Origin of the sequence: Bradyrhizobium zhanjiangense (genome assembly GCF_004114935.1) — a bacterium.
GTDB lineage: Bacteria > Pseudomonadota > Alphaproteobacteria > Rhizobiales > Xanthobacteraceae > Bradyrhizobium > Bradyrhizobium zhanjiangense.
On record NZ_CP022221.1, the window covers coordinates 8183018 to 8205382 of the forward strand.

Here is a 22365-nt window from a genome sequence, read left to right on the forward strand (position 1 = left end):
GGAGCGCAAGGCGGGGGTTTCAGACGGGTCCGAAAAGACCAGCCCGGCGCCCGTGCCGGACCCGATTCTGGCATCCGGCACACCGCTCTCGCGGCGAAAGACGACTTAGAAAAACGGATATCGATTTCAAGGGGGCTGCCAGAAATTTTTTCGCCCTACCCGCGTTGATCGTCGGCTGTCGGGCTCGTCCCAACAGGCCCTCGCAACGGGTTCTCCAGGCGCCCCGGCGCGGATGCCCCGGAAGCTCTCGGCGGCGACGGCAAAGGAAGATAGAAATGTCGATTTAGGCAAGGGCGGGGGGGCTTTATGCATGTGGACCCGCAGCGGGCATGAAGAAATATCATGCATGATCGACAAGGCTCCCGAACGCGCCGGACCACTTGCGCAGCAGCAGGGGCGATGACGATTGCGCTCGCGGCCGCAACGTTGTGCGCGGCGCGCGCCGACGACAGCACCGTCGCGGCAGCGCAGTTGAAGGCGGTCGCAACGATCGATACGCGCTTTCAGTCCTACAACATCGAGATGGTGGAGGTGACCGGCGGACGGTTCTGGAAGCCCTATCCGCGAACGGCACGAGGCTTCGACCAGCTGGATCGTTACAGCGCAAGACCGCCGATCGATCTGGCCAATGCACGCCTGCGCCTGCTCGCGGCCGCCTTGTCGCCGTTCTATCTGCGCGTCAGCGGAACCTGGGCCAATGCGACGTTCTTTGCCGACGCGCCGGGAAAGCCGCCGCCGGGATTCAACTCCGTGCTCAGCCGTGCGCAGTGGCGCGGCGTCGTCGAGTTCGCGCGCGCGGTCGATGCGGAGATCGTCACCTCTTTTGCGATCAGTCCCGGCAGCCGCGATACCGATGGCGTGTGGAAACCGGACCAGGCGCAGCAGGTGGTCGACACCACACGCGCGCTGGGCGGCCGCATCGCCGCCGCCGAATTCATGAACGAGCCGACGCTCGCAGCGACCAACGGTGCACCGGCCGGCTATGACGCGACCGCCTATGGCCGCGACTTCAAGGTCTTCCGCGACTGGATGCGACGCGCCGTGCCGGAGACGCTGATCCTCGGCCCAGGCTCGGCCGGCGACGCACCATCGCCATCCGGCGCGGCCATCACAACGCGCGACCTGCTCGCCGCATCCGGACCCGGCGTCGATCGCTTCTCCTATCATCACTACAACACGATCTCGCCACGCTGCGGCGGGCACGATGATCCGGCGCAGGCGCTCTCGGAGGAATGGCTGGCGCGCACGGATGCGACACTCAAGATCTACCAAGCCCTGCGCGACGCCTTCGAACCGGGCAAGCCGATCTGGCTGACCGAGACGGCTGATGCGGCCTGCGGCGGCGGCCGATGGGACCAGACCTTTCTCGACACCTTCCGCTATCTCGACCAGCTCGGACGCCTGGCGAAGGCCGGCGTCCAGGTGGTGATGCACAATACGCTGGCCGCCAGCGATTACGGTCTGCTCGACGAAGCAACGTTCCGGCCGCGGCCGAGTTACTGGGCTGCGCTGCTCTGGCGCGGGCTGATGGGAACGATCGTGCTCGACGCAGGCAAGGCCGCTTCGTCCGATCTTCATCTCTACGCGCATTGCCACCCGGCCATGGCGGGCGCGGTGTCGCTGCTCGCCATCAACGCCTCGCGCAGCGCAACGCACCCGCTGACGCTCTCGGATTCTGCCGAGCGGTACACACTGCACGCGGTGCGGCTCCAGGGCCCGACCGTGCAGTTGAACGGCAAGACGCTCACGCTGACTGCCGATGGCATGCTGCCCAGGCTCGAGGCGCAGGCAACACCGGCGGGAGCAATCCGGCTTGCGCCAGCGACCATCACCTTCCTGGTGATTCCGAACGCGGCAAATCCCGCCTGCTTGCCGCGACGCTCAGAACTTCAGTGACTCCCGCGCCGTCTCCGGTGCCATCAGCGTTGCGATGATCGTGACGATCGACAGCGCGACGATGTAGACCGACACCGCCCAGTACGAGCCGGCCCATGCCAGCAGCGCGGCCGCAATCAACGGCGAGAAGCCGCCGCTCAATGCCGCCGCGACGTTGGCGCCGAGCGAGGCGCCGCTGTAGCGCACCTGGGTGCGGAACAGCTCCGGCATGAACGCGGCCTTTGGCCCGAACAGCAGCGCATGGGTCAGCGTCATGGTGACGACGAGCGCCAGCGTGATCAGCGCCGGCTCCCTGGTGTCGAGGAACCAGAACAGCGGGAACGCCAGCGCCACCGAGAACACGCCGCCGGCGAGATACAGCGCCTTGCGGCCGAAAAGGTCGGAGAGCCAGCCGGCGAGCGGCAGCGTCGCGAACTCGACGATGGCGGCACAGACGACCGCGTCCAGGATCACCTGCCGCGGCAGTCCGAGCTTCGTCGTGGCATAGACCACGGTGAAGACGGTGAGGAGATAAGCGAGCCCGACCTCCGATATCGTGATGCCGATCGCCAGCAGAAAGCTGCGCCAGTCGCGGCGCAGCACCTCGAGCACCGGCTGCGCCAGCACCTCCTTGCGCTCGACCACCTCCTTGAAATGCGGCGTTTCCGCCAGCTTGAGCCGCACGATGAAGCCGATACCGACGAGCAGAATGCTGATCAGGAACGGCACGCGCCAGCCCCAGCTCAGGAAGTCGGCCTCGGGCAGCTTCGTCATCAGGCCGAAGATGCCGGTCGAGGCGGCGACGCCAACGGGAAAGCCGACCTGCACCAGGCTGCCGTAAAAGCCGCGGCGATTGCCGGCGTGCTCGATCACCATCACGACCGCTCCGCTCCATTCGCCCCCGAGGCCGATGCCCTGGACGAAGCGCAGGCAGACGAGCAGGATCGGCGCCCAGACGCCGATCTGGCTGTAGGTCGGCAGGCAGCCGATCAGGAAGGTGCCGAGCCCCATCGCGATCATGGTCGCGACCAGCATGGTCTTGCGGCCGAGCCGGTCGCCGTAATGCCCGATGATTGCGCCGCCGATCGGCCGCGCCACAAAGCCGACCGCATAGGTCGAGAACGCCACGAGCGTGCCGACGAAGGGATCGAAGCTCGGGAAGAACAGCTTGTTGAAGACGAGCGCCGCGGCAGTGCCGTAGATCAGGAAGTCGTACCATTCGATCGCGGTGCCGAGCGCGCTCGCCCACACTACATGCGCCGTCGTCGATTTCTCCGCCGAAGCGGAGAGCCCCGTTGCTGCCGGCATGCCCTGCCCCCAAAGATTCCGGACGGCATCATGAATAATCGCGCCGACGCTTGCAACCTGCCCGCGCATTCAATTGCTCTCGTGCCCCGGACGCTGCGCAGCACGAAGTGATGCGCTGCAGAGCCGGGGCCCATGCGGCCTCGCGCAATCCGTGTCGTATGGGTCCTGGCTCTGCGCTGCAATGCTAAGGGGCGTTGCATCGCGTCCGGGACACGAGAGTGTCGGGTACCGCTGCTTCGACAACCGTCATTGCGAGGAGCCCTTGCGACGAAGCAATCCAGACTGCGTCCACGGAGGGATTCTGGATTGCTTCGCTGCGCTCGTGGTGACAGTTGCGGGCACATTTCCGCTCGGTCGTCGCGGCCGTCATGGAACCCGGCCCTGCGCTTTTATTCGCCATTGACAAACTAATTCGCCAATATCTAATTAGTCACCAGAATAACCCGCCGCGTTAAGCGGCCCATAGAGAGGGAACCACGATGAAAGGGCTTCTGGCCTGCGCCATGCTCGCGGCCATGACTTCAGCTGCCATGACCACAGCGGCCACTGCGCAAGTCTCCGACGACGTGGTGCGGATCGGCGTGCTGACGGATCTGTCGAGCTGGGGCCGCGACAATAGCGGACCGGGCTCGGTCGAAGCGGCGAAGATGGCGGTGGAGGAATTCGGCCCGACCGTGCTCGGCAAGCCGATCGAGATCATCAGCGCCGACCACCAGATGAAGACCGATGTCGGCGTGCAGATCGTGCGCGGCTGGTTCGACAACGGCAAGGTCGATGCCGTCGTCGACATTCCCAATTCCGGCATCGCGATCGCCGTGCACAACATGGTGCGCGAGCGGGGCAAGGTCGCCCTGCTCTCGGGCCCCGGCGCGAGCTCGCTGACCGACGAGCTGTGCAGCCCCAACACCGTGCACTTCACTTACGACACCTATGCCCTGTCGAAGGTGACGGCCTCCGCCGTGATCAAGGAGGGCGGCAAGTCCTGGTACTTCATCACAGCCGACTACGCCTTCGGCCAGCAGCTCGAGAGGGACGCAACCCGCTTCATCAATGACATGGGCGGCAAGGTGCTCGGCGGCGTCAAGCATCCGACCAACACCGCCGATTTCTCCTCCTTCGCGCTCCAGGCCCAGAGCTCGAAATCCGATGTGGTCGCCTTCGCCAATGCCGGCCAGGACACCGACAACGCCATCAAGCAATCCGGCGAATTCGGCCTCGTCCAGGGCGGTCAGAAGCTGGTCGGCCTGTTGATGTTCGACACCGACGTGCACGCGATCGGCCTCAAGGCCGCGCAGGGCACCTACATGACCACGGCCTCCTACTGGGCCATGGACGAGGCGACCCGCGCTTGGTCGAAGAAATTCTACGAGCGCACCAAGGTGATGCCGACCATGATCCAGACCGGCGTCTACGGCTCGGTGCTGCATTATCTCAAGGCCATCAAGGCCGCCGGAACCGACGATTCCGCCAAGGTGATGGCCAAGATGCGCGAGCTGCCGATCGAGGATACATTCGTCCATGGCGGCAAGTTGCGCGAGGACGGACGCGTCATCCGCGACATGTATCTCGCCAAGGTGAAAAAGCCCGAGCAGTCCAAGGAGCCGTGGGAATATCTGGACATCGTCAAGACCGTGAAGGGCGAGGACGCCTTCCGCCCGGTCTCCGAGTCCAAATGTCCACTCTTGAAGAAGTGAGGCCCGCATGACCGGTAACGAGCGCAGCGCAATTGAGACTTACGAGTGCGATGTGCTCGTGGCCGGATCAGGCGCCTCCGGCATGTCGGCGGCAATCACGGCGCGTTCTCGCGGCCTCGACGTGCTCATTGTCGAGAAGGAATCGCGCTTCGGCGGCACCACCGCCCGCTCCGGCGGCTGGCTCTGGATCCCCGGCACCTCCCTTGCCAAGGCCTATGGCATCGAGGAAACACCGGAGCAGGCCCGCACCTATCTGCGGCACGAGGCCGGCAACAATTACGACGCCGCACGGGTCGATGCATTCCTGAGCGCGGGACCCGAGGCGGTCGATTTCTTCATCACCAAGACCGCGCTACGCTTCGACATGCCGCTGGTGTTTCCCGACTACCACGCCGAAGCACCCGGCGGCGCGCAGGGCGGCCGCTCCATGGTGACGCGCCCGTTCGACGGCCGCGAGCTCGGCGATCACATCAAGACGCTGGGCATGCCGCTGCCCGAGCTGACCGTGTTCGGCATGATGTTAGGCTCCGGCAAGGAGATCATCCACTTCATGCGCGTGACGAAGTCGCTGGCCTCCGCGGTCTATGTCGCCAAGCGCCTGTCGCGGCATTTCATGGACGTGCTGCGCTACGGCCGCGGCATGACCTTGACCAACGGCAATGCGCTGGCCGGACGGCTGGCAAAATCCGCGCTCGATCTGAGGATTCCGATGTGGCTGTCCTCGCCGGTGCGCGAGCTGACGGTCGAGAATCGCGCCGTCACCGGCGCGATCGTTTCGCGTGAGGGACGCGATGTGCGCGTCCTTGCGCGCCAGGGCGTCGTGCTCGCCTGCGGCGGCTTCCCGCACGATGTCGAGCGGCGCAGAAAGATGTTTCCACATGCGCCGACCGGCACTGAGCACTATTCGCCGGGACCGACTGGCAACACCGGTGACGGCCTCCGCCTTGCGGAAAGCGCCGGCGGGCATGTCGAGGATCGCCTGCCGAACGCGGCCGCCTGGGTCCCGGTGTCGCTGACCACGCGCAAGGACGGCTCAAAGGGCGTGATGCCGCATTTCATCGACCGCGCCAAGCCCGGCGTGATCGCGGTGATGCGCGACGGCAGGCGCTTTGCCAATGAAGGCAATTCCTATCACGACTTCGTCCAGGCCATGATGAAGGCCGCCAAGCCCGGCGAGGAGATTGCCGCCTTCCTCGTCTGCGATCACAAGACGCTGCGCAAATATGGCCTCGGCTGCGTGCCGCCATTCCCGATGCCGCTTGGCCATCATTTGCGGACCGGCTACCTCATGCGTGGCGACACGCTGGAGGCACTGGCGGCGAAGGCCGGCATCGATGCCAAGGCGTTCACCGAGACCGTCAAGCAGTTCAATGCGACCGCGCCGCAAGGCCACGATGCCGCCTTTGGCAAGGGCTCGAAGGCCTATAATCGCTACCAGGGCGATGCCCTGCACGGCCCGAACCCCTGCGTCGCACCGATCGAGAACGGGCCGTTCTACGCCATCAAGATGGTGGTCGGCGATCTCGGCACCTATGCCGGCATCCTCACCGACGAGAACGCGCGCGCGCTCGACGCCGAAGGCCGGGTGATTCCCGGGCTCTATGCCGCCGGAAACGACATGGCGAGCATCATGGGCGGCAACTATCCCGGCGCCGGCATCACGCTTGGGCCGGCGCTGACCTTCGGCTACATTGCCGGACGACACCTGGCCGACAGCGCCGCCAAGCGCAAGGCGGCCTAAGCGGACGCACGCCAGGAGGCGCATGAAGAGGGAAAGTCGCGGCATCCAGTCGATCGAGGTCGGCGGAGAACTGCTCCGTGCGCTTGCAAGGAGCGGCGAGCCGATGATGCTGCGCGATCTCGCCCGCGAGGCTGGCATGACGCCGGCCAAGGCGCATCCCTATCTCGCCAGCTTTTCGCGGATCGGGCTGATCGAGCAGGACGAGACCACCGGCCGCTACGAGATCGGCGCGCTGGCGCTGGAGCTCGGCCTGATCAGCCTGCGCCGCCTCTCCGGCGTGCGCATCGCGCGTCCCAAGATCGCGGCGCTCGCGAGCCAGATCGGCCACGCGGTCTCGCTCGCGGTCTGGGGCACGCACGGTCCGACCGTGGTGCAACTGGAAGAGCCGGCCCAGCCCGTCCACATCGTGATGCGGGCCGGCTCGGTGATGGCGCTGCTGGAGACCGCAACCGGCCGCGCCTTCGCCGCCTTCCTGCCGGAGAAGACCATCAATGCCGCGCTCGAAAGCGGCCTCGACCGCCACGGCGTCGGCTACAATCCCAAACGCGCGGTGAAAGGCGCGAAGGTCGCCGAGATGCTCGCTGAAGTCCGCAAGCATGGCCTCGCCCGCGCGCTCGGCGATCCCCTGCCCGGCGTCAATGCGTTCTCAGCACCGGTGTTCGATCATTCCGGCCATGTCGCGCTGGTCATCACCGCGATGGGACCGGAAGGCACCTTCGATGCGCGCTGGGACAGCCCGATCGCCCATGCACTGCGCGACTGCGCCGGCGCCATCTCGAAGCGGCTCGGCCACGGCATGACGGTCGCGGCGGAGTGAAGGATAGTTCTCTGCGTCGTCCTAGCGAAAGCCAGGACCCATTGCCCCAAGCAGCTGTTGTCGCCCAAGATGGCTATTGCAAGTCTTCGCCAAATTACGTCTGGTGGTAATGGGTCCTGGCTTTCGCCAGGACGACATCAAAGTGTGACGATTACGTCGCTTCTGCCCGACTTTCGGTGCCCCTACTTTTCCTTCACCGGCACCGTGTAATTCAGGATCAGCCGGCCGCCATCCGGATAGATGGTCTGCCCGGTGATGTAGGACGCATCGTCGCTGGCAAGGAACGCCACGACGGAGGCCACCTCGCTCGGCTCGCCGCCGCGGCCCGCCGGCGTGCGCGACATCACGGTCTTGCGGGCCTCCTCCGAAGTGTAGATGGACGACGCCACCATATCGGTCAGGATCGTACCCGGACCGACCGCGACGACGCGGATGTTGTGCGGAGCGAGCGCGACAGCGGCCACCGACGTCAGTTGCTTCATGCCACCCTTGGAGATGGCGTAGGTTGCAAGCGTCGGAATCGCCAGCAGCGCGTTCACCGAGGACATGTTGATGATGACGCCCCCTCCGCCCTGCGCGATCATCTGCTTCGCGGCGGCCTGCACGCCGAAGAACGCACCTTTCAGATTGATGCCGATGACCTCGTCGAAATCCTGCTCGGAGATGTCGAGAATGTCCTGGTTGCGGGCCACGCCCGCGTTGTTGACCATGATGTCGAGCCGGCCGAACTCCCGGACTGCTGTGGCGACCGCGCGATCGACGTCCGCGCGCCGCGCGACGTGGCACGGCAGGGCATACAGCTCCTTGGGCTTGCCCAGCTCGTTGACCGTCTTCTCGAGCGCATCCGTGTCGACGTCGGAGATGACCACCTTGACGCCGTCGTCCAAGAATCTCTTCGCGCAGGCCTTGCCGATGCCGCGCGCCGCGCCGGTGATGACGGCGACCTTGCCGGATAGTTTCATGGGTTCGCTCCAGGACTTGTGACGATCTTACGAACGCGTTCACGCAAAGACGCGCGGGCGCAGTCCAGCATGAAACCAGGTGATCATGGAATAGATGTCGTAAACCGGCAATCCGACCTCGGCCTGAAGCGCGGCCGCATAGGGCGGCATGTTGGTACATTCGAGCACGATGGCGCCGACATCCGGGTTCCCAGCGACGAGCGCCTTGCCGGCCTCGACAACGTCGCGCTCGGCCTGCACGACATCCATGTCGTCCTTCTCGGCCTTGATCAGGACGCGGAAGAATTCCTTGCCGTTCTCGGTGCCGACCAGCGGCGTATCGAGCGGCACGCCGGCACCTTCGAGATGGGCGGGCGAGAGCGTCGAGCCCGACACGGTGACGAGGCCGACGCGCTTGCCCGGCGGCAAGGTCGCCTGCACCCACGGCACCTGCATCAGCGAGGAGGTCGCAACCGGCACGCCGACGGCGGCCGCGATCTCCTTCTGGAACAGCGACAGGAAGCCGCAATTGGTGGTGATCGCTTCGGCGCCGAGCCGCACCAGGTCCTTCGCCGCGTCGATGAAATCAGGCAGCAGGCCGGCCGCGCCGTTCAGCACCACCTTCTCCGGCGAGGCGCCGCTCACCACGCGATACAGCACGGGGAACGGCCAGGTCGTGCCGTTGCCCATGTCGCCGGGAATGCGGGGAAAGCGCGCTTCCAGCATCAAGATGCCCAGCGGCGCGCCATAGATGGCCTTGCCGCCACGGGCGATTCGGGAGGACGAATTGGCTGGATGGGTCATGGTGCGTTCTCAGAGGAAACGATCGGGTGCGAACGGCGCGAGCGGGATCTCAGGCTGCTTGCCGCTGAGGAGCTGCGCGACGAGCCGGCCGGTACGCGCCGAGCCGACCAGGCCGACATGGCCATGGCCGAAGGCATAGACGATGTCGCGCGAGGCCCGCGCATAGCCGATGCAGGGCCGTCCATCCGGCATGCTCGGCCGATGACCGAACCAGGTTTTGATGCGCGAGGCTGGAATGTCCTTCGGCAGTTTTGGGAACATGCTGAAGAGGTGGTTGCGCAGAATCTCGGCACGCTTCCAGTTCGGCGCGGCCTCTAAGCCGGCGATCTCGACCGTGCCGGCGGCACGCAGGCCCTTGTCGGTCCAGTTCACCACCATCTTCGCATCTGACGCCATCATCGAGCTGCGCGGCCCCGATTCCGGGTTCTCGATCATGACGTGATAGCCACGCTCGGTCTCGAGCGGCAGCGGATCGCCGACCGACGCAGTCAATTGCTTCGAGCGGGCGCCCGCCGCCACCACGGCGGCATCGCAAGGGATCTCGCCGGTCTCGGTGACGACGGCGACGAGCGTGTTGCCGGAGAGCTTGAGACCCGTTGCCTTGGCCCGGACGTGCTTCGCACCGCTTGCCATCGCATGTTGCGCGAGGGCCGCGACATAAGCGCCGGGATTGCGGCAGCGGCCGGCCTCCTCCACCACCACACCAAACGTGTAGCGCGGATGCAGGTCCGGCTCCCGCTGGCGCATCTCATCGGCGTTGAGCTCGAGCCATTCGACACCGACCTTCTTGCGTAGATGCCAGCCGAGATCGTTGTCGAAATTGCCGCGCGACGGGAACACATGCATCACGCCGTTACGCTCGATCAATTCAGGCACGCCCGCCTCCTCCGCGAGCTTTTTGTGCAGAAGCGGTGCGTCCTTCAACAGATCGCGCAGCGCGAACGCCGTCTTCTCGACCCGCGCCTCCGTCCAACCCGAGAGCAGATATTTGATCAGCCAGGGCAGCACCTTCGGCAGATACGACCAGCGGATCGCGAGTGGGCCGAGCGGGTCTATCAGATAACCCGGCACCTTCTTCCAGACGCCCGGCTCGGCCGGCGGGATCACCGAATGCGACGACAGCCAGCCGGCATTACCGTAGCTGGCCGCCTGCTCGCCACCGGGCTCGCCCGGATCGATCAGCGTGACGCGATGGCCCTCGCGCAGCGCTTCGATGGCGCTGATCACGCCGACCGCGCCGGCGCCGATGATGGCGACGTGGCGGCCGGTCGCCATCGCTTAAGCCTTCACCGCTGGCACAAAATCCTTGCCGACCGAGATCGCGCGCGGATCGATGATGCAGTGGAGGATGGACGGCTTGCCCGAGGCGAGCGCGCGCTCGAACGCGGGTGCGAACTCCTCGGTGCGCTCGACGCGCTCGCCATGGCCGCCGAACGCCTTCGCGTACAGCGCGAAATCGGGGTTCTTGAGCTGGGTGCCGACGACGCGGCCGGGATAGTCGCGCTCCTGGTGCATACGGATGGTGCCGTATTGCGAATTGTCGACGACGATCACGATCAGCGGCGCATCGTACTGCACGGCGGTCGCGAACTCCTGGCCGTTCATCAGGAAGCAGCCGTCACCGGCAAAGGCGATGACGACGCGATCCGGATATTGCCGTTTTGCCAGCACGCCCGCCGGCACGCCATAGCCCATCGAGCCCGAGGTCGGCGCAAGCTGCGCGGCAAAGCTGTGGAAGCGGTGATGACGATGGATCCAGCCGGCATAATTGCCTGCGCCGTTGCAGACGATCGCGTCCTTCGGCAGGCGGTCGCGCAGCCAGGTCATGACCTCGCCGTACTGGAACCTGCCCGGCAGCTCGCGCGCCTTCTCGGTCCAGGCAAGATAATCGGCATGTGCTTTCGCCGCTTCGCCCTTCCAGGCCACCGCACCGGAAGGCTTCAGCGTTTCGACCGCGGCGGCGAATGCGGCGGGCGTCGCCTGGATCGCAAGGGCCGGCTGATAGACGCGGCCGAGCTCTTCCGAGCCCGGATGCACGTGGATCAGCTTCTGCTGCGGGGTCGGAATGTCGAGCAGCGTGTAGGACGAGGACGGCATCTCCGACATGCGGCCGCCGATGAGCAGAATGACGTCGGCGCCCTCGATGCGCGCCTTCAGCCCCGGGCTCGGCCCGATGCCGAGATCGCCGGCGTAATGCGAATGGTCGGCGTCGATCAGCGAGGCCCGGCGGAACGAGGTCGCAACCGGCAGGTCGAACCGCTCGGCGAATCGCGCGATGCTCCTGGTCGCCTCGTCGGTCCAGCGCGAGCCGCCAAGGATGACGAGCGGCGCCTTGGCGGTGGCGAGCATGGCGCCGAGCTTTTCGATGTCGGCCGGCGCCGGCCAGCTCACCGCAGGCTCGATCCGCATGGCGTCCGCAACCGCCGCGGTCTCGGTCAGCATGTTCTCGGGCAGCGAGATCACCACGGGACCCGGGCGGCCCTGCATGGCGACGCGGAACGCGCGCGCCACCAGCTCCGGAATGCGATCGGGGCGATCGATCTCGACCGCCCATTTCGCCATGGTGCCGAACACCGCCTTGTAGTCGAGCTCCTGGAACGCCTCGCGGTCGCGCATGCCGGTGTCGACCTGGCCGACGAACAGGATCATCGGCGTCGAATCCTGCATCGCGATGTGGACGCCGTGGCTGGCATTGGTCGCGCCGGGTCCGCGGGTGACGAAGCAGATTCCGGGGCGGCCAGTGAGCTTGCCATAGGCCTCCGCCATCATCGCGGCGCCGCCTTCGGCGCGGCAGATCACGACGTCGATCGGGCTGTCATGCAGCGCATCGAGCGCCGCCAGATAGCTCTCGCCCGGCACGCAGGTAACGCGCTCGACCCCTTGCGCGACCAGCTGGTCGATCAGGATCTGGCCCCCGGTGCGGGTGTTGCGAATGGTCATGACGGCTCCCTCAAGGCTTTGGCGATGCGCCCGAGCGCCTCGCCATTATGTGCGGAATTGGCGTAGGACAGGCCGACAGGACGCGCAAGATCGAAAGGCTTCTCGCCGCCTGCGCAGGCGTCATGCCCGCCCTTGCCGTTTGCACTGATCGGGCTTTGAGGCCACGTCCGCGTCCGCGCAATCCCGGCGTCCGCCATGGGCCACACGTCAACCCGTCTATTTCCCCATCACGATGGCGAGCTTCGTCGTCTTCGTCTACGATCCGGCCGGACCAAATCGTCTGGAGCATGGGAATGCAAACCATCGGCCTGATTGGAGGCATGAGCTGGGAGAGCACCGCACTCTACTATAAGCTCATCAATGAGCGGGTCCGCGACCGCAAGGGCAAGCTGCATTCGGCGCCGCTGCTGATGTATTCCTACGATTTTCAACAGATCAAGGAAATGCAGTACGCCGATCGCTGGAGCGAGGCGGCGGCCAGCCTGGCGGAAGTCGCACGGCGGCTCGAAAGCGCCGGGGCCCGTGCGATCGTGTTGTGCACGAACACGATGCACAAACTGGCACCCGACATCATGTCGAGCTTGACCGTTCCATTCATTCACATCGGGGACGCAACGGCCCAGCGAATCCGGGCCAAAGGGTACCGGCGGCTCGGGCTGCTCGGCACGAAATTCACGATGGAGCAGGACTTTTACATCGACCGGCTGCGCGCGCATGATCTCGACGTCCTGGTTCCTCCCGCCGACGCCCGCGCCGACGTGAACCGCATCATCTACGATGAGCTGTGCCTTGGAACTGTCACCGCTCCCTCGCGCCGGCGCTATCAGGAGGTGATGGCAGCGCTCGTCACGGCCGGCGCGGAGTGCATCATCCTCGGCTGTACCGAGATCACGATGCTGGTCGGCCCGAACGACACCTCAGTCGAGACGTTCGACACGACGGCAATTCATGCCGAGACGGCGGCCGATTTCGCCATGGGATGATGCTCGAACGCATGCCGCCCCCATTAAAGCGCACCAACGACCCCGAGCGCACCAAGCGCGACATCCTCGAAGTGGCGATGACCGAATTCGCCCGCGAGGGCTATTCCGGCGCGCGGGTCGACGCCATCGCCGCACGGACGCGCACGTCGAAGCGGATGATCTACTATTATTTTGGCGGCAAGGAGCAGCTCTACCTCGCGGTGCTCGAAGAGGCCTATCGCAGAATCCGCGCGCTGGAGGACCAGCTCGACATCGAAAGCTGCGACGCTCGCGAGGGATTGCGCCGCCTGATCGAGGCCACCTTCGACCATGACGAACGCAATCCGGACTTCATCCGCCTCGTCAGCATCGAGAATATCCACCATGGCAAGCATCTGAAGCAGAACCCGCAGCTGCGCCAGCTCAACGCCAGCGTGATCGCGACGCTCGACGGTATCCTGAAGCGTGGCCGCGACGAAGGCGTCTTCCGCGACGACGTCGACGCCATCGACCTGCACCTCGCCATCTCCTCCTACTGCTTCTTCCGCGTCGCCAACCGCGACACGTTTGGTGCGCTGTTCGACCGCGACCTCAGCGAACCCGGGGTGTTGGCGAAGAGCCGCACCCAGATCGTGGAGATGATTTTGGCCTGGCTGGGGGCGAAGGGGTGAGGGTGCGGCGCGCCGCAAACTCAGCTGTCGTCCTGGCGAGGCCAGGATCCATACCGCGAGGTCTGTCGGTTGCGGATGGTACTAATCCCGAACGACCAATCTTCGCCAAAACACTCCCTGGGGGTAATGGGTCCTGGCCTTCGCCAGGACGACAATAACTCTCCTCACCCGCTCCTCTTCTGCCGCGTGCTCGCCAGTAGCACCAGCATGAAGGAGGCCGCCGTCATCAGCGTCGAGATCGCAGCGATGGTCGGGTCGATCTCGTCGCGGAGCGCGGTGAACATGCGCTTGGTCAGCGGCTGGAACTGGCCGCCGGAGATGAACAGCGCGACGATGGTCTCGTCCATCGCCGAGATGAAAGCGAAGATGCCGCCGGCGAGCACGCTGGACTTGATCTGTGGCAGCGTCACCGCGAAGAAGCTGCGCAGGCGGTTCATGCCGAGGCTGCGCGCCACCATCTCCTGCGCGGGGTCGAAGCTCTGCAGGCCCGCGAGCACCGAGATGACGACATAGGGCAATCCCAACATCACGTTCGCGAGCACGAGGCCGGGCATGGTCGCGACCAGGCCGACCTTGGCATAGACGAAGAAGATGCCGACCGCGGTGATGATGATCGGCACCACCAGCGGCAGCAGCAGCGCCATGTGAATGATGCGCATGATGCGCAGCTTCGACTGGCTGATGGCATAGGCGGCGGCCACGCCGAGCGGGGTCGCGATCACGACGGTCAACAGCGCGACCGTCAGCGTCACCCGCGTCGCCTGCATCCAGGCGGAGTTGGCGAAATATTGCTGGTACCAGCGCAGCGAGAACGACGGCGGCGGGAAGGTCAGGAAGCGCGCGCTCGAGAACGAGATCGGCGCGATGATCAGCACGGGAAGGATCAGATAGACCAGCACCAGCGCGCTGATCACGTAGAGCGCAATCCGTGCGGGCGAGGCGCGCATCATTTCTGCCCCAACACACGATCGAGCGAGATGAAGCGGCTGACGACGAAGAAGATCAGGAGCACGCTCAGGAGCAGCACCACCGCGACCGCGCTGGCCGCCCCGAACTGGTTGTAGAGCTCGACATTGCGGCTCACCAGCATCGACACCATCACGGTGCGGCCGCCGCCGAGCAGCTCCGGCGTGATGTAGAAGCCGAGGCAGAGCACGAATACCATGGTGCAGCCAGCGAGCACGCCCGGCAGCGACAGCGGCAGGAACACGCGGAAGAACGTCAACGACGGGCTCGCACCCAGGCTGGCGCCGGCCTGCATGAGATCGCCGGGGATTTTCTGCATGGTGGCATAGAGCGGCAGCACCATGAACGGCAGCAGGATGTGGACGGTCGCAACCACCGTGCCGAACGTGTTGTGGACCAGCGCGAGCGGCTCGGAGATCACGTCCAGATAGCGCAGGAACTGGTTGATCACGCCGGTGCGCTGCAGCAGCGCCAGCCACGCATAGGCCCGGACCAGCACGCTGGTCCAGAACGGCAGCACGACCAGCGACAGGACGAGGATGCTCCACGCTTTCGGCAACGAGTTGGCGAGATAGGCCACGGGATAGCCGAGCAGCAGCGCAATCAATGTGACCGCGAGACTGATCTCGAAGGTCAGCGCAAAGCTGCGCCAATAGACATCTTCGGTGAACACGCGGCGATAATTCTCCAGCGTAAAGCCGTCGTGGTAGACCGACTGCCAGGCGAGCCAACCGACCGGCAGCACGATCAGAGCCAAGATCACCAGCAGTGCCGGCGACACCAGCGCCAGCATCAGGCCGTGCTCGCGGCGCTGATGCTTCTGCGATGGATCGGACACGGATGTCGTCAAGGCTGCCTCGCTCACTTCTGCATGAACGACGCCCAGCGCTTCTCGGCCGCTTCGCCCGCGGGCGAGGACCACCAGGCATACGACATCAGCGCCTGCTTGGCCGCGTTGGCCGGCTCGCTCGGCAATTGCGCGGCGCGCTCGGGCTTGATCACATTGGTCTCGAACGCCTTCGGATTACCGGGGCCGTAGTCGATGTGGAGCGGCAGGTTGGCCTGGTGCACGGGATCGACGGCCTCGTTGAGGAACTTCACCGCCGTCTCGTGATTCGGCGCGCCCTTGAGGATGCAGAGCGAAGTGCTCTGCAGGATGCCCTGGTTGTAGGTGAAGGCCACCTTGGCGCCTTCCTTGGCGACCGCGCTGACGCGGCCGTTCCAGGCCATCTCCATGTCGACCTCACCGTCATTGAGCAGCTGCGCCGACTGCGCGCCCGAGGTCCACCACACCGTGATGTGCGGCTTGATCTCTTCCAGCTTCTTGAAGGCGCGGTCGACGTCGAGCGGATAGAGCTTGTCGGGCGAAACGCCGTCCGCCATCAGCGCCGCCTCGAGCGTGGCGATCGGATGGTTGCGCAGCGCCCGGCGGCCGGGGAATTTCTTGACGTCCCAGAAATCGGCCCAGCTGTTCGGCGCATCCTTCGGGAACGTCTTCTGGCTGTAGGCCAGCACGCTGGAATAGAATTCGTAGGACACCGAATAGGGACTGCGATAGGCCTCAGGCATCGCCGCTGCGTTCGGGATCTTGGAGAAGTCGAGCTTCTCGATCAGCCCCTGCTCGCCGCCGCGCAGGCAATAGCCGGTCGGGGTGTCGACAACATCCCAGATCGGCTTGCCGCTGCCGACCTGGGTCTTGATCGCGGGCCAGGCGTCGGGAATGGAGTCCTGGTTGATGGTGATGCCGAGCTTCTTGGCGGAGGGATCGAGGATCGCCACCGTCTGCGCCTGCTGATAGGCGCCGCCCTGCGAGACGAAGGTGATCTGCTCGGCGGCACTGGCAGCCGTGGTGGTCAATCCGATTGCACCAAGCAATGCGCAGCCAAATCCAAACTTCTGCTTCGTCGTCATCCTCACCTCCTCCAAATAGATCTCACTGACCGATCGCATCGAGAAACTGGTACCAGCCGGCGACCAAGCGCACGGCGGGCTCGCGCAGCGGATAGAACGGAATCGCTTTCATGCGCCTGATATCGAGCAGGCCGACCTCGGGTGTCTCGCCGCGCACGAAGGCGGCGAGATAGCGGCCCATCAGGCTCGACATTGCGACTCCGGCGCCATTGTAGCCCATCGAGACCAGCGTGCGGTCGTCGAGCCGGCCGATATGCGGCACCTGGTCCAGCGTCATCGCGACAAGGCCCGACCATTTATAGGCGAGCGGGATATCGGCGAGATCGGGGAAGATGCCGACCATCGCCTTGCGCAACGCATCAAACGCCGGTTCGGAATCCTGCTTGCCGAAGGCGCCACGGCCGCCGAAGATCACGCGATTGTCGACCATCCGGAACCAGCGCATCATGCGCTTGGTCTCGGTATAGGTGCGCCCCGTCGGCATCAGCTTGCCGGCGAGATTGCGCGGCAGCCTGTCGGTGGCAATGATGGCGCTGCGGAACGGGATCAGCGTGCGCTGCATCTGCGCGGTGGCATCGGTCAGATCCGAATAGCTGTTGGTGGCGATGATCGCCTGCTTCGCCCGCACCGCGCCTTTCGGCGTCTCGGCGACGATGCCGCCATTCTCCCGCCGGAGTTTGAGCACCGGCGACTCCTGGAAGATGGCAACGCCGCGGCGCGCGACGCCGTCGGCAAGGCCGCGCAGATAATTCAGCGGATGAATGCCGCCCGAGCCGGAATTGAGCACACCGCCGACAAAGACGTCCGAGCCGGTCTCCTCGCGCACGCCGCGCTTGTCGAGGATGCGGACCTCCGCATCGCCCATCTCGCGCGTCATCCAGTTGGCTTCGTCGATCGCGGCCTTCAGCGTCGTCTCGTTATGCGCCGCCTTGACCTGGCCGGTGCGGGTGAGGTTTGCGCTGGTGATGCCGAACTCGGAGACGAGTTCTTCGACCATGTCGGTCGATTCATGCGCGATCTCGTACATGCGCCGCGCCATGGCGCGGCCGTGCACGGCATCGATCTCGCGGAACGAGAGGCGGAATTTCGCGGTGATCACCCCACCATTGCGGCCGCTCGCGCCCCAGCCGGGGCGGTTGGCCTCCAGCACGACCGGTGCGAGCCCGCTTCTGGCGATGTGGTGCGCAGCGGAGAGGCCGGTATAGCCCGCACCGATGATCACCACATCCGCCTGTCGCTCGCCCGACAGAACCGGAAACTCGCGCGCCGGCTCGGCCGTGGCGGCCCACAGCGAATTGGCTGACGGCAGCGCGCTCCAGTCCCGTGTCATGCCTGCGCTCACGGACTCAGGCCGCCGGGCCGATAGCGGCGTCGGCGAGCGCCTTCAGCGTCGGATAATGGAAATCCGGCTTGGTCAGCGTCTCCACCGCCGGCGTGCCGCCGAAGCCGGCAATGCCCTGGCGGCGCTCGATCCAGCACACCTTGTAGCCGAGCTTCCGCGCGATCCCGATGTCGTGGTACTGGCTCTGCGCGACGTGCAGGATGTCGGACTGCTTGTAGCCGAAGGCGGACTGGCGACCCTTGTTGTAGGCGAAGAATTCCGGGTTCGGCTTGGCCACGCCGGTGTCGTCGGCGCAGACCGTGTCGTCGAAGGGATTGCCGAGCGCATGCGCGTAACAGGAGAGCGCAACGCGATCGGCATTGGTCATCGCGACCAGCCGGAATTTGGTGCGCAGGCGCTTGAGCGCCTCGACCGAGTCCGGGAACGGCCCCCAGCGCAGCACGGCGAGCTGGAACACGTCGCAGGACGCATCGTCGGCCGGCAGCCCGAGCTCCTTGGCGAGATAGCGGTAGACGTGGAACATCACCTCGCTCGAGCGCTCGTAATGCTTGTCACGACCGCGCTTGTAGGATTCGAAGATCTGGTCGTCGCTGAGCTCGGCTGGCGTCTTGCCCGAGATCCTGCGCACCGCGGCGAGCACACCGGTCTCGAAATCGATCAAGGTGCCGACGACGTCGAAGGTGAGAACCTTGAAATTGCTGAACGCGGCTTGGGTCGACATGTTCGTTTCTTCTCTCAGGTTGCAACAAGGCTTCAGTCCACCCGGGGCACCACGATGGTGTCCTCGGGGTGAAGGGTGACGGTGAGACTGCCGCCGAGCGGCGGAATGCGGCTGTAGGCCTGATGGTAGCTCGGCTGGCGCAGGCTCAGCGCGATGCCGCCTTCCAGCGCCAGGAAGACACGTAGGCTCTCGCCCTGATAGACGATGTCGGTGACCGTGCCCGTCAGCCGGTTACAGGCGGCATCCTGCACGCCGTCGTCGATCAGCAGTTTTTCGCTATGCACGGCGAGCATCAACGCATCGCCATCCGGAATGGCACGGGCGCTGCGCAGCAGCGCGTTGCCGAGCGCGACGCTGGCCGCATCGACACGGCGAACGGGCAGCATCGTCGCTTCCCCGATGAAACTCGCGACAAAGGAATTTGCGGGATGATCGTGCAACCGCTCGGGCACGTCGATCTGGATCAGCCTGCCGTCCTTCATCACGGCGACCCGATCGCTCATGGTCAGCGCCTCACGCTGATCATGGGTGACGTAGATGATGGTGGCGCCGATGCGCTTGTGCAGCGCGCGCAGCTCGATCTGCATGGATTCGCGCAGCTGCTTGTCGAGCGCGGAGAGCGGCTCGTCCATCAGGATCAGCCGCGGCTCGAAGATCATGGCGCGGGCCAGCGCCACGCGCTGGCGCTGGCCGCCGGAGAGCTGCGCGATGCCGCGCGCCTCATAGCCGGCGAGGCCGACCATCGCGAGCGCTGCGCGCACCTTGTCAGGCCAGCTCGCTTTCGGCAGCCGGCGCGCGCGCAAGGGAAAGGCGACATTCTCGCCGACGCTCATATGCGGGAACAGCGCGTAGTTCTGGAACACGACGCCGAGATCGCGCTTGTGCGGCGGCATCCAGGTGACGTCGCGGCCGCCGAAGAGAATTGCTCCGCTAGATGGCAGGATGAAGCCGCCCAAAATGCCGAGCAGCGTGGTCTTGCCGGAACCGGACGGGCCGAGCAGCGAGACGAACTCGCCGGCGCCGACATTGAGGGACACGTCATCGAGGGCGCGAACCGCGCCGTACGTCTTGCTCGCGGACTTGATCTCGACGCTTTCCGCTCGCTTGTCCAACGATCGACCCTCGCCACGTCCGTGTGATGGCGTGCCTCACTGCGCGCCATAAGCCTGCTTTATAGACAGGGATTCCGAGCACTCACGGACGAAGCGTGCACCGCACCAAATCTTCCTCCGCAGGCCCTGTCTTTTGGGCTGTCATGCCAATGACACCAGACTTGGCAAAACTCGGCAATTGCCAAATTCTCACGCGGCTCATAACATGAGGTTATGCCCGAGTTGCGCCGCATGCTGCCGTCCAGCAACGCCCTGTTCGTCTTCGACGCGGCGGCGCGCAATGGCAGCTTCACCGCGGCGGCCGCAGAATTGAACGTCACGCAGCCGGCGGTGAGCCGGATGCTCGGCCAACTCGAGGAGCATCTCGGCGTTCGCCTGTTCGATCGCACGGCCGGACGCGCGGTGCTCACCGAAGAAGGCGAACTGCTGTATCGCCGCGTGCTCGAAGGCTTCCGCAGCATCGAGAGCGGCCTCGTGGAAATCGAACGGCGGCGCAAGGGCACCGAGACGGTGACGCTGTCGGTCTCCTCCGCCTTCACCACGCATTGGCTGATGCCGCGCATCGACAAGCTCCAGAAGCAGTTTCCGCAAGTCGATCTGCGCTTCCAGCTGATCTCCGGCGCGCTGCGGGGGCCGGTGGACAATGTCGATCTCGGCATGCGCTTTCGCGATCGCGACGAGCCGTCGTCCGGCGGCACGCTGATCATGAAGGAAGTCATGCTGCCGATGTGCAGCCCCGGCTATCTTGGCGAGACCGATCCCACTGAAGGCAACACCATCATCCGCCTCGCCGAGACGCCGGGCGACTGGGCCGCCGATTACGCATCGCTCCTCACCGGGCGCCGCGGCGCGGCCAAGGCGCTGAGCTTCACCGACTATGCCGTGGTGGTGCAGGCCGCGCTGCTCGGCCAGGGCATCGCGCTCGGCTGGCTGACGGTGGCCTCGCACTGGCTTCTCACCGGCGCGCTAGTGCCGGCCTCCGATACCCTCACCACCACGCGCCGCGTCTGCGAATTCCTGCCGCCGCGCAACCGACCGATGCGCCCCATCGCCGTCGAGATCCGCGACTGGATCATCGCCCAGATGAAAAGCGAGATCGCCGCGATTGACCGGCTCTATCCGAAACTCGGCGCGATGGCGGCGTGTTATTGAGGACGCGTTGGGGTGCGGCACCTCTCCGCCCACGTCATTGCGAGCGCAGCTAAGCAATCCAGAGTCTTTCCGCGGAGGGATTGCTTCGCTACGCTCGCAATGACGATGTGGGTGGGGCTTTCGTATAGCGGTTATCTGACTCGCGGCGACTCACCCGGAATCCGCGCTTTCAGCGCGCATTCCGGCCTCTCCCCGCAAGCGGGGAGAGGCGAAGAGTTCACCGATGCTCGATCGCCCTGATCGCGCCGCGGAGTTCGGCGAGGCCGCGCAGGCGGCCGATCGCGGTGTAGCCGGGATTGGTGCGCTTGGTGGCGGCGAGGTCGTCGAGCATGCGGTGGCCGTGATCGGGACGGAACACGATTCTCTTGTCTCGGGAACGCCGCGCATTCTCCTTTAGCAGCGCCTTAAGCACTGCGACCATGTCGACGTCGCCGTCGAGATGATCGGACTCGTAGAACGACAGGCCGTCCGCCTCGCGCTTGGTCGCGCGCAGATGGGCAAAAGCGATGCGAGGGCCAAAGCGCTCCGCCATTTCAGGCAGATTGTTCTCAGGCCGCACGCCGAGCGATCCCGTGCACAGGCAGATGCCGTTGGCCTTCGACGGCACGGCGTCGAACAGCGCCTGATAGTCGTCGGCGCTGGATGCGATCCGCGGCAGGCCGAACAGCGGCCGCGGCGGATCGTCCGGATGCAGCGTCAGCGACACCCCTAATTGCTCGGCGACCGGCGCGACACGGCCCAGGAATTCGGCGAGATGCCGCCGCAGGATCTTCGGCGTGATGTCGCGGTACGTTTCCAGCCGGTCGCGGAATTGCGGGATGGTCATCGGCTCGGTGGTCGAGCCCGGCAGCGCGCTGGCAATGACCATGATGAGATAGTCGATATCGGCCTGGCTCATCTGGTCGAACAGCTGTTTCGCGCGCGCCTGCTGCTCCGGCGAATACTCCTGCACGGCGGCAGGTCGCTTGAGGATATGCAGCTCGAAGGCTGCAAAGCGGTCCTGGTCGAAGCGCATGGCACGGGCGCCGTTCGGCAGCTCCCATTCCAGATCGGTGCGGCACCAGTCGACGACAGGCATGAAATTGTAGCAGATGATCTTGATGCCGGAAGCGGCCACGGCTTCAAGACTTGCGATCCACGCCTCGATCGACTTCGTCGCCTTGCCCCCGAGCCGCTTGACGTCGTCGGGGATCGGAATCGATTCCACCACCGACCAGGTCAGTTGCGAGCGGCCGGGCTGGCCGTTCTCGATGAAATTCTTGCGCTCCTCGACCGCCTTGCGCGTCCAGGCTTCCCCGATCGGTACCTGATGCAGCGCGGAGACAATGTCGGTCGCGCCGGCCTGCCTGACATCGTCGAGCGAGACCGGATCGTCCGGCCCGTACCAGCGCCATCCTTCCAGCATCAT

19 protein-coding genes are annotated in these 22365 nt (G+C 65.3%); 7 read left to right on the plus strand and 12 right to left on the minus strand.

Translation table 11 applies throughout. The features are described from left to right. Positions 1-399: 399 nt before the first annotated feature. The gene (locus XH85_RS39070) at positions 400-1896 is read left to right on the plus strand and encodes a glycosyl hydrolase family 79 N-terminal domain-containing protein (protein WP_164940887.1); all 1497 of its coding nucleotides are present in this window, start codon (positions 400-402) and stop codon (positions 1894-1896) included. Here XH85_RS39070 and XH85_RS39075 read toward each other — a convergent pair. Continuing rightward, positions 1882-3183 carry an MFS transporter gene (locus XH85_RS39075; RefSeq protein WP_128936193.1) on the minus strand — a complete coding sequence of 434 codons (1302 nt, stop codon included), beginning with the start codon at positions 3181-3183 and terminating at the stop codon, positions 1882-1884. The two genes, XH85_RS39070 and XH85_RS39075, sit on opposite strands and share 15 nt — an antisense overlap. A 479-nt stretch (positions 3184-3662) precedes the next feature. Between XH85_RS39075 and XH85_RS39085 the strand changes: the two genes are divergently transcribed. Genes XH85_RS39085 through XH85_RS39095 form a run of 3 tightly spaced genes read left to right on the plus strand, consistent with a single transcriptional unit; the run spans position 3663 to position 7435 of the window. Continuing rightward, the gene (locus XH85_RS39085) at positions 3663-4877 is read left to right on the plus strand and encodes an ABC transporter substrate-binding protein (protein ID WP_128936195.1); all 1215 of its coding nucleotides are present in this window, start codon (positions 3663-3665) and stop codon (positions 4875-4877) included. A gap of 7 nt (positions 4878-4884) precedes the next feature. Beyond that, a complete protein-coding gene (locus XH85_RS39090; protein WP_128936196.1) occupies positions 4885-6618 on the plus strand; it encodes an FAD-dependent oxidoreductase in 1734 nt (577 codons plus the stop codon). A 22-nt stretch (positions 6619-6640) separates the two neighbouring features. Beyond that, entirely contained in the window at positions 6641-7435 is a 795-nt protein-coding gene (locus tag XH85_RS39095; RefSeq protein WP_091879759.1) for an IclR family transcriptional regulator, read from the plus strand. Positions 7436-7617: 182 nt separating this feature from the next. Here the strand turns inward: XH85_RS39095 and XH85_RS39100 are convergent, their stop codons facing one another. Genes XH85_RS39100 through XH85_RS39115 form a run of 4 tightly spaced genes read right to left on the minus strand, consistent with a single transcriptional unit; the run spans position 7618 to position 12120 of the window. Then, positions 7618-8397: an SDR family NAD(P)-dependent oxidoreductase gene (locus XH85_RS39100; RefSeq protein ID WP_128936197.1), complete on the minus strand. Its 780-nt coding sequence runs from the start codon at positions 8395-8397 to the stop codon at positions 7618-7620. A 39-nt stretch (positions 8398-8436) separates the two neighbouring features. Continuing rightward, positions 8437-9180 carry an aspartate/glutamate racemase family protein gene (locus tag XH85_RS39105; RefSeq protein WP_128936198.1) on the minus strand — a complete coding sequence of 248 codons (744 nt, stop codon included), beginning with the start codon at positions 9178-9180 and terminating at the stop codon, positions 8437-8439. 9 nt (positions 9181-9189) lie between these two features. Beyond that, positions 9190-10455, minus strand: coding sequence for an NAD(P)/FAD-dependent oxidoreductase (locus XH85_RS39110; protein ID WP_128936199.1), 1266 nt, complete (start codon positions 10453-10455; stop codon positions 9190-9192). 3 nt (positions 10456-10458) lie between these two features. Beyond that, positions 10459-12120, minus strand: a complete 1662-nt coding sequence (locus XH85_RS39115; RefSeq protein ID WP_128936200.1) for a thiamine pyrophosphate-binding protein — start codon at positions 12118-12120, stop codon at positions 10459-10461. Between the two features lie 293 nt (positions 12121-12413). Here XH85_RS39115 and XH85_RS39120 point away from each other — a divergent pair, with 293 nt between their 5' ends. Further along, the gene (locus tag XH85_RS39120; RefSeq protein ID WP_128936201.1) at positions 12414-13103 is read left to right on the plus strand and encodes an aspartate/glutamate racemase family protein; all 690 of its coding nucleotides are present in this window, start codon (positions 12414-12416) and stop codon (positions 13101-13103) included. Next, a complete protein-coding gene (locus XH85_RS39125) occupies positions 13103-13753 on the plus strand; it encodes a TetR/AcrR family transcriptional regulator (protein WP_128937581.1) in 651 nt (216 codons plus the stop codon). Before XH85_RS39120 ends, XH85_RS39125 begins: the two co-directional genes overlap by 1 nt. 164 nt (positions 13754-13917) lie before the next feature. On the opposite strand, the gene XH85_RS39130 is transcribed toward XH85_RS39125, so the two are convergent. The 6 genes from XH85_RS39130 to XH85_RS39155 form a co-directional block, all read right to left on the minus strand. Beyond that, entirely contained in the window at positions 13918-14703 is a 786-nt protein-coding gene (locus XH85_RS39130; RefSeq protein WP_128936202.1) for an ABC transporter permease, read from the minus strand. Then, positions 14700-15512, minus strand: a complete 813-nt coding sequence (locus XH85_RS39135; protein ID WP_164934375.1) for an ABC transporter permease — start codon at positions 15510-15512, stop codon at positions 14700-14702. Before XH85_RS39135 ends, XH85_RS39130 begins: the two co-directional genes overlap by 4 nt. A gap of 68 nt (positions 15513-15580) precedes the next feature. Continuing rightward, positions 15581-16630, minus strand: a complete 1050-nt coding sequence (locus XH85_RS39140) for an ABC transporter substrate-binding protein (RefSeq protein ID WP_206734822.1) — start codon at positions 16628-16630, stop codon at positions 15581-15583. 22 nt (positions 16631-16652) lie between these two features. Further along, the gene (locus XH85_RS39145) at positions 16653-17960 is read right to left on the minus strand and encodes an NAD(P)/FAD-dependent oxidoreductase (RefSeq protein WP_164940154.1); all 1308 of its coding nucleotides are present in this window, start codon (positions 17958-17960) and stop codon (positions 16653-16655) included. A 16-nt stretch (positions 17961-17976) separates the two neighbouring features. After that, positions 17977-18693 carry an HAD family hydrolase gene (locus tag XH85_RS39150; protein WP_128936206.1) on the minus strand — a complete coding sequence of 239 codons (717 nt, stop codon included), beginning with the start codon at positions 18691-18693 and terminating at the stop codon, positions 17977-17979. A gap of 32 nt (positions 18694-18725) precedes the next feature. After that, complete coding sequence (locus XH85_RS39155) at positions 18726-19805, minus strand: ABC transporter ATP-binding protein (RefSeq protein ID WP_128936207.1); 1080 nt, start codon at positions 19803-19805, stop codon at positions 18726-18728. 213 nt (positions 19806-20018) lie between these two features. Here XH85_RS39155 and XH85_RS39160 point away from each other — a divergent pair, with 213 nt between their 5' ends. After that, on the plus strand, positions 20019-20957 hold the full coding sequence (locus tag XH85_RS39160; protein WP_128936208.1) for a LysR family transcriptional regulator: 939 nt from the start codon (positions 20019-20021) through the stop codon (positions 20955-20957). A gap of 217 nt (positions 20958-21174) precedes the next feature. Here the strand turns inward: XH85_RS39160 and uxuA are convergent, their stop codons facing one another. Then, entirely contained in the window at positions 21175-22365 is a 1191-nt protein-coding gene (gene uxuA, locus XH85_RS39165) for a mannonate dehydratase (protein WP_128936209.1), read from the minus strand.

Coding starts and splice junctions, on each gene's coding strand:
- XH85_RS39085 (WP_128936195.1), top strand. CDS start 3,663: ATGAAAGGGCTTCTGGCCTGCGCCATGCTCGCGGCCATGACTTCAGCT.
- XH85_RS39120 (WP_128936201.1), top strand. CDS start 12,414: ATGCAAACCATCGGCCTGATTGGAGGCATGAGCTGGGAGAGCACCGCA.
- XH85_RS39100 (WP_128936197.1), bottom strand. CDS start 8,397: ATGAAACTATCCGGCAAGGTCGCCGTCATCACCGGCGCGGCGCGCGGC.
- XH85_RS39105 (WP_128936198.1), bottom strand. CDS start 9,180: ATGACCCATCCAGCCAATTCGTCCTCCCGAATCGCCCGTGGCGGCAAG.
- XH85_RS39140 (WP_206734822.1), bottom strand. CDS start 16,630: ATGACGACGAAGCAGAAGTTTGGATTTGGCTGCGCATTGCTTGGTGCA.
- XH85_RS39160 (WP_128936208.1), top strand. CDS start 20,019: ATGCCCGAGTTGCGCCGCATGCTGCCGTCCAGCAACGCCCTGTTCGTC.
- XH85_RS39110 (WP_128936199.1), bottom strand. CDS start 10,455: ATGGCGACCGGCCGCCACGTCGCCATCATCGGCGCCGGCGCGGTCGGC.
- XH85_RS39130 (WP_128936202.1), bottom strand. CDS start 14,703: ATGATGCGCGCCTCGCCCGCACGGATTGCGCTCTACGTGATCAGCGCG.
- XH85_RS39125 (WP_128937581.1), top strand. CDS start 13,103: ATGCTCGAACGCATGCCGCCCCCATTAAAGCGCACCAACGACCCCGAG.
- XH85_RS39095 (WP_091879759.1), top strand. CDS start 6,641: ATGAAGAGGGAAAGTCGCGGCATCCAGTCGATCGAGGTCGGCGGAGAA.
- XH85_RS39150 (WP_128936206.1), bottom strand. CDS start 18,693: ATGTCGACCCAAGCCGCGTTCAGCAATTTCAAGGTTCTCACCTTCGAC.
- uxuA (WP_128936209.1), bottom strand. CDS start 22,365: ATGATGCTGGAAGGATGGCGCTGGTACGGGCCGGACGATCCGGTCTCG.
- XH85_RS39075 (WP_128936193.1), bottom strand. CDS start 3,183: ATGCCGGCAGCAACGGGGCTCTCCGCTTCGGCGGAGAAATCGACGACG.
- XH85_RS39115 (WP_128936200.1), bottom strand. CDS start 12,120: ATGACCATTCGCAACACCCGCACCGGGGGCCAGATCCTGATCGACCAG.
- XH85_RS39090 (WP_128936196.1), top strand. CDS start 4,885: ATGACCGGTAACGAGCGCAGCGCAATTGAGACTTACGAGTGCGATGTG.
- XH85_RS39070 (WP_164940887.1), top strand. CDS start 400: ATGACGATTGCGCTCGCGGCCGCAACGTTGTGCGCGGCGCGCGCCGAC.
- XH85_RS39145 (WP_164940154.1), bottom strand. CDS start 17,960: ATGACACGGGACTGGAGCGCGCTGCCGTCAGCCAATTCGCTGTGGGCC.
- XH85_RS39135 (WP_164934375.1), bottom strand. CDS start 15,512: ATGCTGGCGCTGGTGTCGCCGGCACTGCTGGTGATCTTGGCTCTGATC.